Source organism: Actinomycetota bacterium, assembly GCA_018334075.1.
Lineage (GTDB): Bacteria > Actinomycetota > Coriobacteriia > Anaerosomatales > UBA912 > JAGXSC01.
The window spans coordinates 33,673-48,564 of record JAGXSC010000021.1; the positions used below are offsets into that span (position 1 = coordinate 33,673).

The 14,892-nt window shown below is 59.8% G+C and carries 13 protein-coding genes and 2 pseudogenes; 6 read left to right on the plus strand and 9 right to left on the minus strand.

The window, feature by feature from the left end; translation table 11 throughout:
* The first annotated feature begins 33 nt into the window (after positions 1-33).
* Positions 34-1,206, plus strand: a complete 1,173-nt coding sequence (locus tag KGZ89_03210) for an acetoin utilization protein AcuC (protein ID MBS3973859.1) — start codon at positions 34-36, stop codon at positions 1,204-1,206.
* 37 nt (positions 1,207-1,243) lie between these two features.
* Here the strand turns inward: KGZ89_03210 and KGZ89_03215 are convergent, their stop codons facing one another.
* The 3 genes from KGZ89_03215 to KGZ89_03225 are packed head-to-tail and all read right to left on the minus strand — an operon-like array spanning position 1,244 to position 5,693.
* Complete coding sequence (locus KGZ89_03215; GenBank protein ID MBS3973860.1) at positions 1,244-1,978, minus strand: M48 family metallopeptidase; 735 nt, start codon at positions 1,976-1,978, stop codon at positions 1,244-1,246.
* Positions 1,965-4,187, minus strand: a complete 2,223-nt coding sequence (rlmKL, locus tag KGZ89_03220; GenBank protein ID MBS3973861.1) for a bifunctional 23S rRNA (guanine(2069)-N(7))-methyltransferase RlmK/23S rRNA (guanine(2445)-N(2))-methyltransferase RlmL — start codon at positions 4,185-4,187, stop codon at positions 1,965-1,967. The genes KGZ89_03215 and rlmKL overlap by 14 nt, the downstream gene beginning before the upstream one ends.
* A 27-nt stretch (positions 4,188-4,214) precedes the next feature.
* Positions 4,215-5,693 (minus strand): cell wall-binding repeat-containing protein, encoded by a 1,479-nt coding sequence (locus tag KGZ89_03225; GenBank protein ID MBS3973862.1) that lies wholly within the window; start codon positions 5,691-5,693, stop codon positions 4,215-4,217.
* Positions 5,694-5,864: 171 nt separating this feature from the next.
* On the opposite strand from KGZ89_03225, the gene KGZ89_03230 reads away from it, so the two are divergent.
* Complete coding sequence (locus tag KGZ89_03230; GenBank protein ID MBS3973863.1) at positions 5,865-6,002, plus strand: redoxin family protein; 138 nt, start codon at positions 5,865-5,867, stop codon at positions 6,000-6,002.
* 9 nt (positions 6,003-6,011) lie between these two features.
* Positions 6,012-6,305 (plus strand): annotated as a pseudogene (locus tag KGZ89_03235) (redoxin domain-containing protein).
* Between the two features lie 334 nt (positions 6,306-6,639).
* Here KGZ89_03235 and KGZ89_03240 read toward each other — a convergent pair.
* Together KGZ89_03240 and KGZ89_03245 are read right to left on the minus strand one after the other, a co-directional pair.
* Positions 6,640-6,933, minus strand: coding sequence for a hypothetical protein (locus tag KGZ89_03240; protein MBS3973864.1), 294 nt, complete (start codon positions 6,931-6,933; stop codon positions 6,640-6,642).
* Between the two features lie 22 nt (positions 6,934-6,955).
* The gene (locus tag KGZ89_03245) at positions 6,956-7,540 is read right to left on the minus strand and encodes a flavodoxin family protein (GenBank protein MBS3973865.1); all 585 of its coding nucleotides are present in this window, start codon (positions 7,538-7,540) and stop codon (positions 6,956-6,958) included.
* 158 nt (positions 7,541-7,698) lie between these two features.
* Here KGZ89_03245 and KGZ89_03250 point away from each other — a divergent pair, with 158 nt between their 5' ends.
* On the plus strand, positions 7,699-8,271 hold the full coding sequence (locus KGZ89_03250) for a hypothetical protein (GenBank protein MBS3973866.1): 573 nt from the start codon (positions 7,699-7,701) through the stop codon (positions 8,269-8,271).
* Between the two features lie 7 nt (positions 8,272-8,278).
* Here the strand turns inward: KGZ89_03250 and pncA are convergent.
* Both pncA and KGZ89_03260 read right to left on the minus strand, forming a co-directional pair.
* A pseudogene (pncA, locus tag KGZ89_03255) lies at positions 8,279-8,903 on the minus strand (bifunctional nicotinamidase/pyrazinamidase).
* A 59-nt stretch (positions 8,904-8,962) separates the two neighbouring features.
* Positions 8,963-10,435, minus strand: a complete 1,473-nt coding sequence (locus KGZ89_03260; protein ID MBS3973867.1) for a nicotinate phosphoribosyltransferase — start codon at positions 10,433-10,435, stop codon at positions 8,963-8,965.
* A gap of 150 nt (positions 10,436-10,585) precedes the next feature.
* Here KGZ89_03260 and KGZ89_03265 point away from each other — a divergent pair, with 150 nt between their 5' ends.
* On the plus strand, positions 10,586-10,777 hold the full coding sequence (locus KGZ89_03265; GenBank protein MBS3973868.1) for a hypothetical protein: 192 nt from the start codon (positions 10,586-10,588) through the stop codon (positions 10,775-10,777).
* Positions 10,774-12,300, plus strand: coding sequence for a thioredoxin domain-containing protein (locus KGZ89_03270; GenBank protein MBS3973869.1), 1,527 nt, complete (start codon positions 10,774-10,776; stop codon positions 12,298-12,300). The genes KGZ89_03265 and KGZ89_03270 overlap by 4 nt, the downstream gene beginning before the upstream one ends.
* A 55-nt stretch (positions 12,301-12,355) precedes the next feature.
* Here KGZ89_03270 and KGZ89_03275 read toward each other — a convergent pair whose 3' ends face one another.
* Together KGZ89_03275 and gatB are read right to left on the minus strand one after the other, a co-directional pair.
* Positions 12,356-13,213, minus strand: a complete 858-nt coding sequence (locus KGZ89_03275) for a DegV family protein (GenBank protein MBS3973870.1) — start codon at positions 13,211-13,213, stop codon at positions 12,356-12,358.
* A gap of 110 nt (positions 13,214-13,323) precedes the next feature.
* Positions 13,324-14,886: an Asp-tRNA(Asn)/Glu-tRNA(Gln) amidotransferase subunit GatB gene (gene gatB, locus KGZ89_03280; protein MBS3973871.1), complete on the minus strand. Its 1,563-nt coding sequence runs from the start codon at positions 14,884-14,886 to the stop codon at positions 13,324-13,326.
* Positions 14,887-14,892 lie beyond the last annotated feature (6 nt).

Sequence of the window (14,892 nt, forward strand, 5' to 3'; positions counted from 1 at the left end):
CTTCGGCGAGGGCCGACTAACCCGCGAGCCGCAATGAGAGTGATCTTGCCCTACAGTCAGCAGATGGCCGAGTACGACTTCGGGCCGATGCATCCGATGCGGCCTGAGCGTTTCACACTCGCGCTCGATCTTATGTACGCATGCGGGTACTTATGCGATGGTGATTCGCCGTCGAGGCGCGGTGCCAGGGCGAATATCGTTGAAGTCGAAGCCGCAGAAGTACAAGACCTGTCGACCGTGCACAGCCGAGCATACATCGACACCGTGATGGATGCCTCGAAAGACCCTGCGCGCTTCAGCGCGAGGCGCGGCATCGGTACCGCCGACACCCCCGCCTTCCACCAGATGCACGAGACGGCCGCACTGATATGCGGGGCCACGATCGAAGCGCTTCGCGCGGTCGTAGAAGGCGACGCTCGCAGCTCCTTGAGCATCGCGGGCGGACTTCACCACGCGCACCGCGAGTCCGCGTCCGGGTTTTGCATCTACAACGATCCCGCCTGCGCTATCGCTGTGATGACCAGAGACCATCCTGGCCTGCGCGTGGCCTACATCGACATCGACGCTCACCATGGCGACGGCGTCGAAGGCATCTTCTATGACAGCCCGGACGTGCTTACCATCTCGGTGCACGAGTCGGGACGGTACCTGTTTCCCGGCACCGGACGGGTTCTAGACACGGGCGTCGGAGCAGGTAAGGGCTACGCGCTTAACGTACCGCTGCCACCGCTGGCCGACGATGCCTGTTACCGCCTTGTCTTGCGGGAAGTGATCGCTCCGGCGATAGCCGCGTTCAAGCCCGATGTGATCGTCGCTCAATGCGGAGCCGATGCGCTGCACACAGATCAGCTGACCCACCTCGGGCTTACCCTCTCCGGCTACAGCGGTATCGCAGAAGGCCTCGTTCAGATTGCCGAGGAGGTGTGCGGCGGACGCCTGTGCGCAACGGGCGGCGGCGGGTACGATGCTTACCTCGGCACACCTCGCGCGTGGACGCTGCTGCTAGCCGCGATGCTCAAGGTCGATCCCGACCCGCTACTGCCAGAGAAGTGGCGCTCGCAGGTGCAGGAAACCATCGGGGAGCACGCGCCTTTTCACCTGCTCGACGACTCCTTTGCCCCGATAGGAGGCGTTGCCGAGAAGGTCAGGGCCCAGACCGCAAGCGTCGTGGAACGCGTCCGGCAGGCCTCGCCGCTGCTGAGGTAGGTCCGCCCAGGGTGTGTTGTGTTGGCGGTGTCTCGGCCTACGGCGAGGACGTTTTCTCCGCCCACGGAGGCACCCGGCTACCGGCTTCGCGCATCCGCGCACGAGCGGAGCCTACCTGCGGGCACAGTGATGAGAGCAACGCCCAGAAACGTGGCGAGTGATTCGGCTCGATGGTATGGGCCAACTCATGCAAGATGACGTACTCGACAAGATCTCTGGGAAGAAACACCAAGTTGCGGTTGAGTGAGATCGTGCCCGTACTCGAGCAGCTTGCCCACCGGGTGCGCTGGCCGCGTACCGACGCGCGCCCATACGAAATCCCTACCGCCGAGGAGAGCTCTTCGAGTAGTAGCGGCAACCGCGCTTTCGCGAGCTCGTCGCGCCACCGACGTAGTGCCGTCAGGCAGGCGACCGGGTCGCTCACATCGCCGGAAACGACGATCGAAGCACCCTCGACTCGTGCGCGCGCGCGTTTTTGCGGCGCCGGGCGCATCGTGACAGGCCAGCGTTCAGAGAAAGCGGCGAGATCGACTACCTCGGGCAAAAGTTCGCTAGGGTGCGCGGCAAGCTCGGCTCGACGGAGCGCCACGGCCGCCATGTTTCGCTCGATCCACCTAAAGTGAGCGCGGATAGCGGTTTCGGCATCGGCCTTTCGCGCCCTTGCCGGCAAGACAACCACGAGCCCCTCGGCCGCGCTCACCCGCAACCGGACGCGTCGCGCGCGCGAGGAGCGGCGTAGCGTGTAAGCTGGCAGGTCGCTACCGAGAGGCACGGCTGATCCTCCACACGTTGTGGATCCTCTTGTTGCGCTCGAAGTCTTTCGGGATCGTCTCGGCGGTGATGTTTTTGGCCAGAAGCTGTGATCCCTCAAGCGCCGAGAGATCCATCTTGAACTTGCGCATGTTGTTGGAGAAAACGATCACCCCGTCAGGCGCCAGCAGCTCAGCCGCCGCGGTAAGCAATTTGATGTAATCGCGCTGCACATCGAAGCTTTCTTCCATGCGCTTGGAGTTCGAAAAGGTCGGCGGATCACAGAATATGAGGTCGAAGGGGGCAAGCGATTTAGCCTCTGGTGAAAACAGCCACGCTAAGACGTCGGCACGGATCCTCACGTGCTCATCACCAGAAAACCCGTTCGCGGCCATGTTCCTCTCCGACCACTGAAGGTAGGTCGAAGACATATCCACGCTCACCGTGGCGGCCGCCCCGCCGGAAGCGGCGTAAACACTCGCGGCGCCAGTGTACGAGAACAGGTTGAGAAACCTCTTGCCGAAGGAGCGCTCCCGCAGCATCTCGCGAGTTATCCTGTGATCGAGAAAAAGTCCTGTATCCAGGTAGTCGGAGAGATTGACGTGGAAGAGCAGCCCCCCTTCCGCGACCGTAAAGTAAGCCTGCCGCTCGCCCATTCGCTCATACTGCGAACGGCCGCTCTGCTTCTTTCTGACCTTCACGAACACATCTTGTGCGCCGATTCCGAGCACCTCGGGAACGGCCGCCACTACCTCGGCCAGACGCCTGCTCGCGACCGCTGGATCGATGGTACGCGGTGGAGCGTACTCCGCCACGCACGCCCACACTCGGCCCGCGTCGGGGCCAGCGCCTTCATAGCGATCGACACTGACGGCGTACTCCGGTATGTCAGCGTCGTAAAGCCGGTAGCAGCTGACGCCGGAGCGCTTGGCCCAGGAGCGCAGGTGTCTCGCGTTCTTGCGGAGCCTGTTGGCGAAGGCGGATTCGGTCGCCGAGATAACCTCCGCCGAGAAATCCGGGCTGGCGGCAAGGCCGACGCCGGAAATTACCGGGCACGGGAGCTCGAAGATGTGGATCTTTGCAGGAATGCGGCCGTTGTAGATGTCGTGCGAGGCTATAGCGGGCACTCCGATCCTCTCGGCGGGCGCGGCTTCCGGTGCGATCATCGCTAGCCGGTAGCCAGGAAACGCCTCTCGCGCACGCGCGCCGAGCAAGGCGTAAAGCTCACCCGGGCCTTCGTCGCTTTTCAGCCTTTGGCCGTAGGGCGGGTTCATCGCCAGCAGTCCTAAAACGCCATCTTCCGAGCGGACGGCGCTCTGTGGCGGTGATGCCTCAAGAGCTTCGCCTCGGCGGATACTCACGTAACGTTCGAGTCCTGCTCGGCGAACGCACTCGTTTGCTAAAGCGACAGCGCGCGGATCGATATCCCAGCCGAAAACAGGAGGGATGCGAGCAACTCCTTCCTCGGCCCGGGTGTCAGCCTCGTCGAGGAGGTCGCTCCACGCTTGCGGATCGTGCCCGAGCCACCCATCGAAGCCCCACCTTGAGCGCAGCAAACCTGGAGCGCGGTCACCCGCGATCGCCGCTCCCTCGATAAGTAACGTACCTGAACCGCAGACGGGGTCGATGAGGGGGCCGCCTTGCGCAGCGATTTGAGGCCACTTCGAGAAGAGCAGGACGGCCGCGGCCAGCGACTCTTTGAGCGGAGCGGTCACCTGCACTCCCGGCACCCTGTAACCGCGCCTGTGCAGCGCATCTCCCGACAGGTCGATGCTTATCACTGCACTGCGTAAGCGCGCGACGACGTTGACCTTCAGATCCGGGGTGAGTATGTCGACATCGGGACGAACTCCCGTGCGTGCGCGGAACCTGTCGACGATCGCGTCTTTGACCTTCAGCGCGCCATAGTGCGAGTGCGTGATCGGCGATTTCGAGCCGGTGAAGTCGACCGCTATCGAGCCTGTGACCGGGACATGATCTTCCCACGCGATCGAATTGACGCCTTCGTAAAGCTCCTCCGGGCTTGATGCCGGCACCTCGGCGAGCCTCAGCAAAACCCGCGAGGCCGTCCTGCTCCACAGGCAGACCCTGTACCCAACGGCGAGCTCGCCGGAGAATTCGACGCCCGCTCGCGCAGGCCGAACGTTACTCGCACCAAGCGAGAGTATCTCCTCGGCGAGCAGCCTTTCGATACCCAATGGGGCCGGCGCGAAAAATGAAAAGGTAGTCATAAGTGAGAAATTAGCACATCGAAAGCATTAGCGCGTGCCCCGCATGGCGTGAGCGATCCGCGCGCGCGGGGCGTCGGAAACCGCGCCTGGGCCACCGTAGACGCGAACTTTGCCTATCTGCGCGCGCCTGACCCGAATCGCCGACTCTACGCGCTCGTCGATAGCGTGCGGCGGAGTGAGCACCAAAAGCGAGCCGAGGCGACCCTGGGCGATGCCGCCCGCGAGCGCATCGGGGAAGGTCGTGCCCGCCGCCACGCCAAGCCCGCTCCATCTCAAGCCGAGGGGCTCGCCATGCGCCGCGACGGCAAGCGAGGTAGCGTAGCGATCGGCCCCCGAAATGCGCGTGACTAGCGGCGCGACTGCGGCGACTTGCGTGGCCACGCTCGACGCAACGACCCCGGTCCCGCCGATAACGAAGACCTCGCTCAGCGGAAGGCCGCGCAGCACTTCAAGCGTGGCGGTATCTGCCGAGGAGGGGCGGGTCAACAGGATCGGGCGCTCCGTCGCATAGGCAATCGGCGAGACAGAGAGTGCATCCGGAAAGTCCTCTCCCGTGACAATGTATGCCGCGCTCGGCAAGCCCCTGCCGGCGCGCTGGCGCTCGCTTGCCGCCCTGCTGGCAATCTCGCTGGCTGTCTCGTAACGATCCACGCCGCCGATCCTCTCGACAGAGACGCCGCTGATGGTGGCAACCGCGTTCATCACATCTCGCGAGACCGCTCCTTCTTCGCCGAGCACAATGACACGTGACGCGCCGAGGCGAACGATCTCGTTTCTGACGCCGACAGGCAGTGTATTTGCACGCGTCAGCAGTATCGGCGCGTCGAGTACGCCCGCTAGGGATGCGCCGCCTAAAGCATCGGGCCAGGTCTCCCCTGTGGCCAGAAGCACGTTTCGCGCAGATCCAGCCGCCGGAAATGCTGACCACGAAGCTCGAATGGCCGTCTCGTACCTGCAAAGACCCCACACCGGCTCTATCACATCGAGGAAATCATCGTCGACGCCAAGGTACCGAAATGGCGAATAACCGGTCTCATTCCAGAATGGGTACACGATATCTCTGGAGACCGCTCCCCTCTGCGAGTTGCTCTGCTCCAGCGAACGCCACCTGGTGCGCTCCGGATTGGCCCACCCCGCGAATATCGCGACATGCGAACCGGGCTTTAGCAGTATGTCACCCGGCTGTAGTTCGTCTTTTGTGATTGGGGCGCTGACTTGCGCGAGATCGCGCGTCGTGCGTCCAGGAGGCGGCAATACCCAAGCCATGGAGACAAAGCCTGAACAGTCCTGGCGATAACCCTCGAACCTGGAGGTCTGGCTGTAGGGAATCCCGAGATCGACCCACCTTTGAGCGCGCAAGATAATTGTGTCGCGAGAGATGGCGCCTGCGTCTTGAGCGAACGCCAGCGCAAAAACCACCGTCACCACAACAAGCGTGATCGCGCGAATGAAGGTGCCTGGAATCGCCTGCAGGCAAAGGCTGATACGTGCTGGAATAGGCTCCATCACATCTCCTGGTACGGCCACTGTTATGTATCGGCTAAAGTTGGCGTTGCGTGAAGCGCTGGTACGAATGTGTTGATTTTACCAGTTTCTCCGAAGGAAGCCACTGCGCTGCGCTGGTTCGAGGTGATACCATTGGCGTTAGCATGGCCAGCTCCCGAAAGGAGGCAGTAAATGTCGACACCGTCACCGGGACAAAGAGCCCCTGAACTTGTGCTCCCGACACATCTCGGAAGCCAATTCGATCTTGCCGCCGAGCGGGGCAAAAACGTTGTTGTAGTGTTCTATCCGCTCGCGTGGACCCCTGTTTGAACCAGCCAGATTCCCTCGTATCAGGCGCAACTCGCCAGGTTCGAGGAGCTCAACACCCAGGTCCTGGGTGTAAGCGTCGATCACACACCAGCCCTCATAGCCTGGGCTGAGCACCTGGACGGCATCACCTACCCTCTCGCATCCGATTTCTGGCCGCATGGCGCGGTTTCACGGAAGTGGGGAGTCTTCAGAGAGCCGGATGGACACTCTGAGCGCGCTATCTTTATTGTCGATCGCGATGGCTTCATTAGGTATGTGGACGTTCATGACATCGATGACCAGCCCGACAATGAAGTGTTGTTCCGGCAGCTCGAGCTAGTTGAGCCGGATAGGTTGCCGACTCAGCGCGACGCCGAGCCATCACAAGAACCAAATTCCTCGGCAGGCACCGTCGGCGTGGTGATGTACTGCACGCCAGGCTGCTTCGACTGCATACAGGCTCGTAAGTGGCTCGCAAAGCACGCCATCGAATACGTGGAAGTCGATGTCTCCAGAGATATCGTCGCCCGCGATCGCGCTGCGGCTTACAACGAGGGCCGCCTACACACTCCAACTTTCGAAGTCGGCGAACAGGTATGTGTCGACTTTCGCCCCGACAGGCTAAGACAACTGCTCCGGCTCGACCGCAGCTCGTAAGTCAGGTTTTCTTCCGAGAACCGCCCGTCTTTTCATCCGCGCCGGGATGACGCAGCCGTGTCCTGCCCGAGCCGTACTTCAGGCCGGTAAGCCCGCCTCCGGTCAGCCCCACACCGGCAACAGCCAAATAGAGCACCCCTATCAACTGGCCGGTCAGCACCACAAACGAACCGGCCAAAACGATGCCTATCCCCGTCAACCAAAAGACAAAGGACGCTCGAGCGCGAGTCCATTCGCCCACGGCCAGTCCCGCAAACATGCCTCCCACGGCTCCCGCCACGCCCGCTAAAGCCACAAGCAGCGTCTCCATTTAGCGGCTACCGGCCTTCCTGCTTCAACTTGCCGAGCAACCACGCCATATTCTCGCCAAGGCGGCGCATTGTCCTCACGCCTTCTTCATCCTGCAAGACATCGCCCGGTTGCCGCCCGACTCCGATGTTCCAGTAGCTCGAACCAACCATCATCATCTCGCCGATAAGGAAGAAGTGAGACATTGTGTCTAGCGCATGGATGGCCCCCGCCCTTCTGACCGCAACGATCGCCGCTCCGGGCTTTCGAGCGAAAGTACTACCGTTGGCCCTGGACACATACCCGACCCGATCGATCACCGCTTTCATGTCGCTACTCACATCGGCAAAATAAACAGGAGAAGCCAGGATGATGCCGTCGGCTTCTTTGAGCTCCTCGATGATGACATTGACGAAATCATCTCGGCCATGACACTGGCCATCTGCCCTCTTATAGCAGGCCGAGCACGCGGTGCACCCCAAAACCACCTTCCCGGCGGTCTGCATCTGGACGCACTCGATACCCGCCTCCTCGAGTGGCTCGAACACCATATTCACGAGTGAAGCGGTATTGCCGCCTACTCTCGGCGACCCGTTTATGGCAACGACTTTCATCTTCGCTTACTCCTGACCTCGATGGACGAACCGTCCTTTAAAGATTACTCCAGCCTTTCGTCTCGTGCACGCTTCAGCTCTCCGGCATGCCTGCCGATAGATTCGATACAAGCATGATCACATGCAACACGAGTCAAGCACGCCCGGAGGATGATACGGTGATCAAGACATCGCGCGGTCTTGCACTGATACGCGATTACTATAACGATGAAACATGCTACATGTTTATGATCGTGCTTAATTCAACCTCGGCGCTGGAAGCCAACATCGCTCTCGAACTTCTGCTGAAGTCGGTTCCCGATCGCGCCTTGATATGTGCCGTGAACATGCGCGAGCTGTTCAAGTCGCTGCCCGCGCCCCCGTTTGTCATGGCTGTCGACGAGGATACCCTGACACGGGTAGCGGGTCTCGAGAAGAACATGGCGGCACTGGAAAAGAGCATAGAAGACGAATACTCCGTAGTAGTGACCACCGCCGGCAACCTGGTGCTCGACCTGATCGTTCGGGATGGCGACGTCAAGCATTTCTGGACACCGACCCCGATTACCACCGATTTCATGAACCCCGATCTCATTGAGGCGGTTCTGTTCAGCGATTATCTTCTCGAATCGATAGTCGACCTTTTCGTAGCGATGGGCGTACCTGTGCATCCTAACTTCTTCATGTCGCTTGAAGATTGGTGCCTTGAAAACGCGACCGAGGCGATGCGGGACTTGCAAGAGCTATTCTGATGCACGCTCATGCACCGACCACATCGGCAATGGCAATGACGTGGCAGCCCGCCTGCTTCATGCGCGTCCACGCATCACTTTCATCATTGGGAGCCAAACCAACGGCTCGGCACCCGTCTTTGACAACCACGACCTGAAAGCCAAGTCTCTTGGCATCGAGCGCTGTAAACAACACACAGTAATCGGTAGCAACTCCGGCGAGCAGCAGTCTCGAGACACGATGCCGCTTCAGCAGAACCTCCAGCCCTGTCGAGTGGCGCCGGTCGTTGTCGAAAAACCCGCTATAGCTATCGATCCTGGGATCGGCTCCCTTGCGGACGACATGGTGAATGCCGGAGATGTCCAGTCCCGAGTGAAACGACGCGCCGGCGCTCTGCTGAACACAGTGATCCGGCCAGAGCGTCTGCTGGACGCCATCGATCTCCACTACATCCCCAGGCGCCTTTCCGCTATGAGAAGAAGCGAAGCTCAGATGCCCGGGGGGGGTGCCAGTCCTGTGTCGCTATAACCATGTTTCCGAACCGCTGAATAAGCGCGTTTGCCACCGGCACCACTTCATCGGCACGCGGAACAGCAAGAGCGCCAGAGCTCATAAAGTCGTTTTGGATGTCCACCAACACAAGTGCGTCCATCGGCGATACCTCCTGTTACAGATATTCCCAGCCGCCCGCAAAAAGCCGAGCAAGCAGTTTCATCTCTTTTGGTCCGGGTCGCTCCTGTGCAGCATAATAAGATCTTTTCTCCGCTCGTATAATGAGCTCTCCAGTCCCACTGGATATCCTTGCGGGTTCAAGAAGCGCTTGATAGCAGGGTCCAGCGCGTCGACCTCCGATATAGCCCGGCTCCTGATGCTCTCAAGCGGCTCTTGCGGCTCTGTTCTCCCGCCCCCACGCAGGACAGGGCGGAGGATGTCAGTGTACCCTTGCTTCGCGTCGAAACACTTGCGCCTCGTAACATCTAGAGGGTCGATCATGCACGCCTCGGCAGAAGGCGGCGCGTGGAGGTCATACACCATGTCGCCGGCGATTCCATCTTCCGAAAAATAACGCCGTACACCAAGGATGCCAGGGATGGTGACCTTCGCCGTCTGCTCCGATATCTTGATGCGCGGCACCCACTCGCCACCCCTGCGCCTGACCGCCGAAAGCTTGTATACGCCGCTTATCGCGGGCTGATCGAATGCGGTCACGAGCTTGGTGCCCACGCCCCAAATATCGACAGCCGCGCCTTGATTTTTCAAGCTGGTGATCACATGTTCGTCCAGCTCATTGCTGGCAACGATCTTCGCCGAGGGGAAACCGCCTTCATCCAGAATCTTCCTTGCCTCCACGGAAAGATACGCCAAATCTCCGGAGTCTATACGGATACCCGCCATCTCTTGACCGCGTAGCCGCATGCGTTTGGCGACATCGACGGCCCTTCGAACTCCTCGCAAGGTGTCATAGGTGTCAACCAGGAATGTGCAGTTGCCTGGCATGGTCCGCGCGAACGCCTCGAAAGCCTCCTCCTCTTCGTCGAAGGCGACAACCCAACTGTGAGCATGAGTTCCTGCAGCAGGTATGCCGAAAAATCTCGATGCAAGTGTGTTGGAGGTAGCTACGCACCCTCCGACGTACGCTGCCCGGCTCGCCGAAAGCGCACCGTCAGGTCCCTGGGCTCGGCGAAGTCCGAACTCCACGACCGGGTCTTTTCCGGCGGCAAGACAGACCCTTGATGCCTTGGTCGCGACAAGCGACTGGAAGTTGAGTGTGTTTAGAGTCGCGCTTTCAACCAGCTGGCAATCGGCGATGGGGCCGGTCACTTTGAGAACCGGCTCTCCCGGAAATACAACGGTGCCTTCGGCAACAGCGTCCACGTCGCCTTTGAATCTAAATTCCCGAAAGCGCTTCAGGCAGCCCGCATCGAATAGCGGTGCGCCATCTGAACCTGTCATTCCGGCGAGATGTTCGATGTCAGAGTCGCTGAACCTGAGTCTTTCCAGGTGATCGAGAACCTGCTCCAAGCCGCAAAAGAGCGTAAACCCGCCGCCAAACGGATTTTCCCTGAAAGAAACGTAAAACGAGGCCTCCATCTCACTTGCCGAGGTAAGCCAATACCCCTGAGCCATGCTCAGCTGGTACATGTCTGCGAGAAGTCCGGAGTGGCCGCCTGCCGCACTGTGCATCACTTGGGTCTCCTCAGCTCTAAACGCCGCTAATCAGATTAATGAGAATCTTATTCGATATTGGCTGCGATTTGGGCCAATTAGGGGTATAGTTTCAACGGTTCTTCTTTCAAAATTTGTGCACCGACGGATCGGGGGAACATGAATCGATTGAACGCTTCCGAACAAAGCGCCATCTCCAATGCCGGGACAACAGACTCGGCTGCTGGTAACAGAGCACGCAACGGAGATAGGGCAGTGGATGTGGTAACCGCCCACTATGCCGCCGAGGAGCACAGATTCAGGCAGGAGAGATTCGCGCAAGCATTGAGGAGAGCGTCCTCGACCAAAGGAAGCTCGTGACCGAGGAGTCAGAGCAACCGACTCAAAACCGACTTGCCGAGCAACGATCAGCTCATCTAGCTGCACACTCGACAGACCTGGTCAACTGGCGCCCGTGGGATAGCCGGGCCTTCAAGCGGGCTGCCAAACTGGGTCGGCCGATCTTTCTATCGATAGGCCATCAGGCCTGTCATATGTGCCGCGCTATGCAGGTTGATTCTTTCAACGACTCGAGCTTTGCCGGGTTTGTCAATCGCCAGTTCGTGTGCGTAAAGGTCGATCGGGATCTAAGGCCTGACATCGACTCCTTCTATCAGACGTACGCGGGGGCAAGTACGGGAATCGGCGGGTGGCCGCTAAACGTTTTCCTCCTGCCTGACGCGCTACCCTTTCTTAGCTGGGCTTACCTGCCAAGAATCGCATCGGAGTCAAGCGGGCCAAGCGCAATTGACGCGGCCGCTTCAGCTATGGAGTCCTGGATACTTAGGCGAGAGGATGCCGAGGCAGCCGGAGCAGACGCATTGGCGTTGATGCAAAACATATACTCGGTGGACGCAAGTGAGCTTACGGTACGCGACGCCGAAGAAGCGGCTGACAGGATTCGCGGGATGCTCGATCTTTCCTTCGGCGGGCTTGGGGAAGGCCCGAAGTATCCTCAGCCTACGGTGGTAGACTTCCTACTCGCCTCGCACCAATCCACGAAAAAGTCTTGGCAGTTAGAGGCCGCTTCCCGTTGGGTTCAGTCGATACTCGACGGCGGACTATTTGATCGCGAGGCCGGGGGAATCTTCCGCTACACCGAAGACAGGGAGTGGCGCAAGCCATCTTCGGAGAAAGCCCTCGGCGATCAGGGGGCGTTCCTGTCTACGTTGGCCACGCTCCACAAAATCGACAGCGACGACAGTTACCGGCTTGCGGCACAAGCGATCTTCGAGTTCCTGGGGCGTGATCTTTCGCACCCCGAGGGTGGATACTGCTCTGCGGCGGGCAACGTCATCACCTCATACAACGCAATCGCCTCCCGAGGACTGGTAGAGGCAGGCGTCGCATTCGGCGACGACGCTATGGTGAAATCGGGCCTGGACACGCTTGAGTGGATACTCTCGACTTGCCTCAAAGGCAACGAGCTCGTGCGCCAGCCTGACGATCGTAGTGTTGCGTCATTGCGCTTCCTCGAGGATTATGCCGCCACAACAGCCGCCTGCTTGAGCGCGTTTGAGCACACCCGGCAAGAACCGCTGTACGCTGCGGCGAGGCGGCTTCAGGCTAAAACTGTCAGGCTTTTCGCCGGCGACTCAGGCTTTGTGGCTGTCTCCGGGAATCATCTCTTGCCCATGGCGCCGATGGAAACAGCAGACACGTCTTACCCCGCAGCGCCTTCGCTGCTGGCGGAAAACGCTATCCGGCTCAGCAAGCTCTCTGCCGACACTCCTGAAGAGCCGCTGGTTTCACAAGCGCTCGCGCAGTTCGCGAGGACGATCCTCTATGCGCCGCATCTTGCGGGACACGCGCTTCGAGTGCTCAGGATGCGCAGCGACTCCTAGGGGCAGTGAGCCAGAGCGTACCGCCGGCGCAACGCGGCAAATCCCTGCTCGCGATTCAGTCAGCGGGCAGAACCGCAACACCCCATGCGGTTCCGGTATGAGCAGCTATAACGGAGCCTACTTCGTAAACGGCGACCTCACTGCCCTCGAATCGCTTCGCGATATCGTCCCGCAGGCGCTCGGCACGCTCAGCGGACAGGGCGTGAAGGACATAGAATTTCCCCGTACGGGCACTGCCCATCTGGTTTGCCACCCACTCGATAGTATGCTCGAGAGCGGCTTTTTCACCCCGGGTGCGGGCCACAGGCTGAAAAGCGCCTTCCGGATCGACCGTGATTGTCACCTTGAGGTTGAGCATGGAACCGAGAAAGGCCGAAACTTTGCCGATACGACCGCCTTTTACCAGATTATCAAGTGAATCAAATCCGACGATCATCTTGACCCGATCCCGAATACCCTCAAGCCTTTCGATCGTCGCCTGAGGGCTCAACCCCTCCTTGGCGGCGGCCACAGCATCGTGCACCATGAATGCCAGCCCCCCAGAAAGGTTGCGGGAGTCGAAAACGTGTGCACGCCCGTTAAAGCTCTCGGCGGCCTGGCGTGCCGAGTCCAGCGTCCCGGACAGCTTGCTCGAGATGTGAATCGACACGACCTCGTCTACCGTCTGCAACAGCCGCTCGTAAGCCTCTTTGAAAGCGCCTACCGATGGCTGTGATGTCGTCGGCAGAGCAGGCGAAGCCGCCATGCGAGCGAAGAACTCCTCCTGGGATAGCGTTCCGTCGAGCATGGACTCATCGCCAAAATTCACGTAGAGGGGAACCACCGTGATATTCCGCTCCTCATAGACGTGTCGCGGGATATCGGCGGTACTGTCAGTCACCACTGCAAACGACTTTGCGCTTTCGCTTCCCATGATGCTCGCTCCTTATTACGGTTTTTCAAGCTATTGAGCACACAATATACCCGACAAGCTCCCGAATGGGTACTCGCAGTCTTACAGATGCGTTCTTACCGGTCGGAGCGCTACTGGCCCAGCTTCTCGCGAAGCAGCTCATTGACGATGTTCGGGTTGGCCTGTCCCTTTGTCTCGCGCATCACCTGGCCCACAAAGAAGCCGAGTAGCCCGGCCTTACCTCCACGGAAGCTAGCGACCTGCCCGGGGTGCGCCTGAAGCACCCTGTCGACCGCTTCCTCAATCGCCGAGGAGTCGCTCACCTGTCGCATACCGCGAGCCTCGACGATCGATCCTGGCGCGTGCCCCGTCTCGGCCATCTCGGCGAACACCTCCTTGGCCTGTCTGCTCGATATGGACCCGCTATCCACAAGCGAAACCAGCTCCGCCAGCGACGACGGAGTGATAGAGAGGTCATGCACGCTTTTTCCTTCGAGATTCAACAGCGCCGAGACGTCATTGAGCACCAGATTGGCGACGGCCTTTGCTTTTGCGGGACTCACGATCTCGACTGTAGCCTCGAACAACGATGAGAGATCCCCTTCACTGACAAGGATGTTGGCGTCATATGCCGAGAGCCCGAAGTCGCGCATGTATCTTTCGCGCTTCGCTACGGGAAGCTCCGGCAGCTTCTCTCGAAGCGCCTCTACCCACTGCGCTGAAAACTCGAACGGAACCATATCCGGCTCCGGAAAGTACCGGTAATCGTGCGCTTCTTCCTTGCTGCGCAGGCTTGTAGTGCGTTTTGCGGAAGCATCCCAGTGGCGCGTCTCCTGGACGACCACACCGCCCGACTCGAGTGTGTCGATCTGCCTGACGATTTCGTGCGCGACTCCATCATGGAGGGATTTAAACGAGTTCAAGTTCTTGATCTCGGCCTTGACCCCGAAGGTCGTCTCGCCGCGCTTGCGAACGCTTACGTTCGCATCGACTCGCATGGAGCCCTCCTCCATGTTGCAATCGGATATCCCAAGGGTCAGCCAGGTCAGTCGCAGCTGCTGAGCGAAGCGTCGGGCTTCCTCGGGAGTCCGGATATCGGGCTCTGTGACAAGCTCAATGAGGGGCGTCCCAGCGCGATTGAAGTCCACGAGGGAGTGCGTGGCGCCAGCAAGCCGGCCTTCCGCTCCGCCGACGTGAATCATCTTGCCGGTGTCCTCCTCGAGGTGTATGCGCGTGATGCCGATTTGCGTGGTATAGGCGCTTGCGTCTTGCCCGATCAAAGTCACACCGGAAGAGTGCTCACGGTCTACTCGCTGCTCGACTCCTCGGCCATCGATCTGGATATCTATGGTGCCCTGAACGCAAAAAGGGTGATCGTACTGGGATATCTGATAGTCCTTCGGCATGTCGGGATAGAAATACTGCTTCCTGTGAAACCTGCTTTCGAGCGCTATCTCGCACGAGGTTGCAAGTCCCGCGAGAACGGTAAGCTCAATGGCGCGCTCATTTGGTACCGGCAACGCCCCAGGCAACCCAAGGCAAACCGGACAGACCCGCGTGTTGGGCTCGCCGGCGAACTCTACCGGACATGCGCAGAACATCTTCGTGTCACATGCGGTCAGCTCAGTGTGTATCTCGAGGCCTATGACGGCTTCCCACTGAGTAAGTAGCTCATATAGCCGTTCCTTTGCCACACAAAT

What these genes read in the sequence shown, in the direction of transcription:
- KGZ89_03260 (MBS3973867.1), bottom strand. Translation starts at nt 10,435, where the DNA reads ATGCACAGTGCGGCAGGCGGCCACTCCGGACTTCTCGCAGACATGTAC.
- KGZ89_03225 (MBS3973862.1), bottom strand. Translation starts at nt 5,693, where the DNA reads ATGGAGCCTATTCCAGCACGTATCAGCCTTTGCCTGCAGGCGATTCCA.
- KGZ89_03230 (MBS3973863.1), top strand. Translation starts at nt 5,865, where the DNA reads ATGTCGACACCGTCACCGGGACAAAGAGCCCCTGAACTTGTGCTCCCG.
- KGZ89_03275 (MBS3973870.1), bottom strand. Translation starts at nt 13,213, where the DNA reads ATGGGAAGCGAAAGCGCAAAGTCGTTTGCAGTGGTGACTGACAGTACC.
- KGZ89_03210 (MBS3973859.1), top strand. Translation starts at nt 34, where the DNA reads ATGAGAGTGATCTTGCCCTACAGTCAGCAGATGGCCGAGTACGACTTC.
- KGZ89_03245 (MBS3973865.1), bottom strand. Translation starts at nt 7,540, where the DNA reads ATGAAAGTCGTTGCCATAAACGGGTCGCCGAGAGTAGGCGGCAATACC.
- rlmKL (MBS3973861.1), bottom strand. Translation starts at nt 4,187, where the DNA reads ATGACTACCTTTTCATTTTTCGCGCCGGCCCCATTGGGTATCGAAAGG.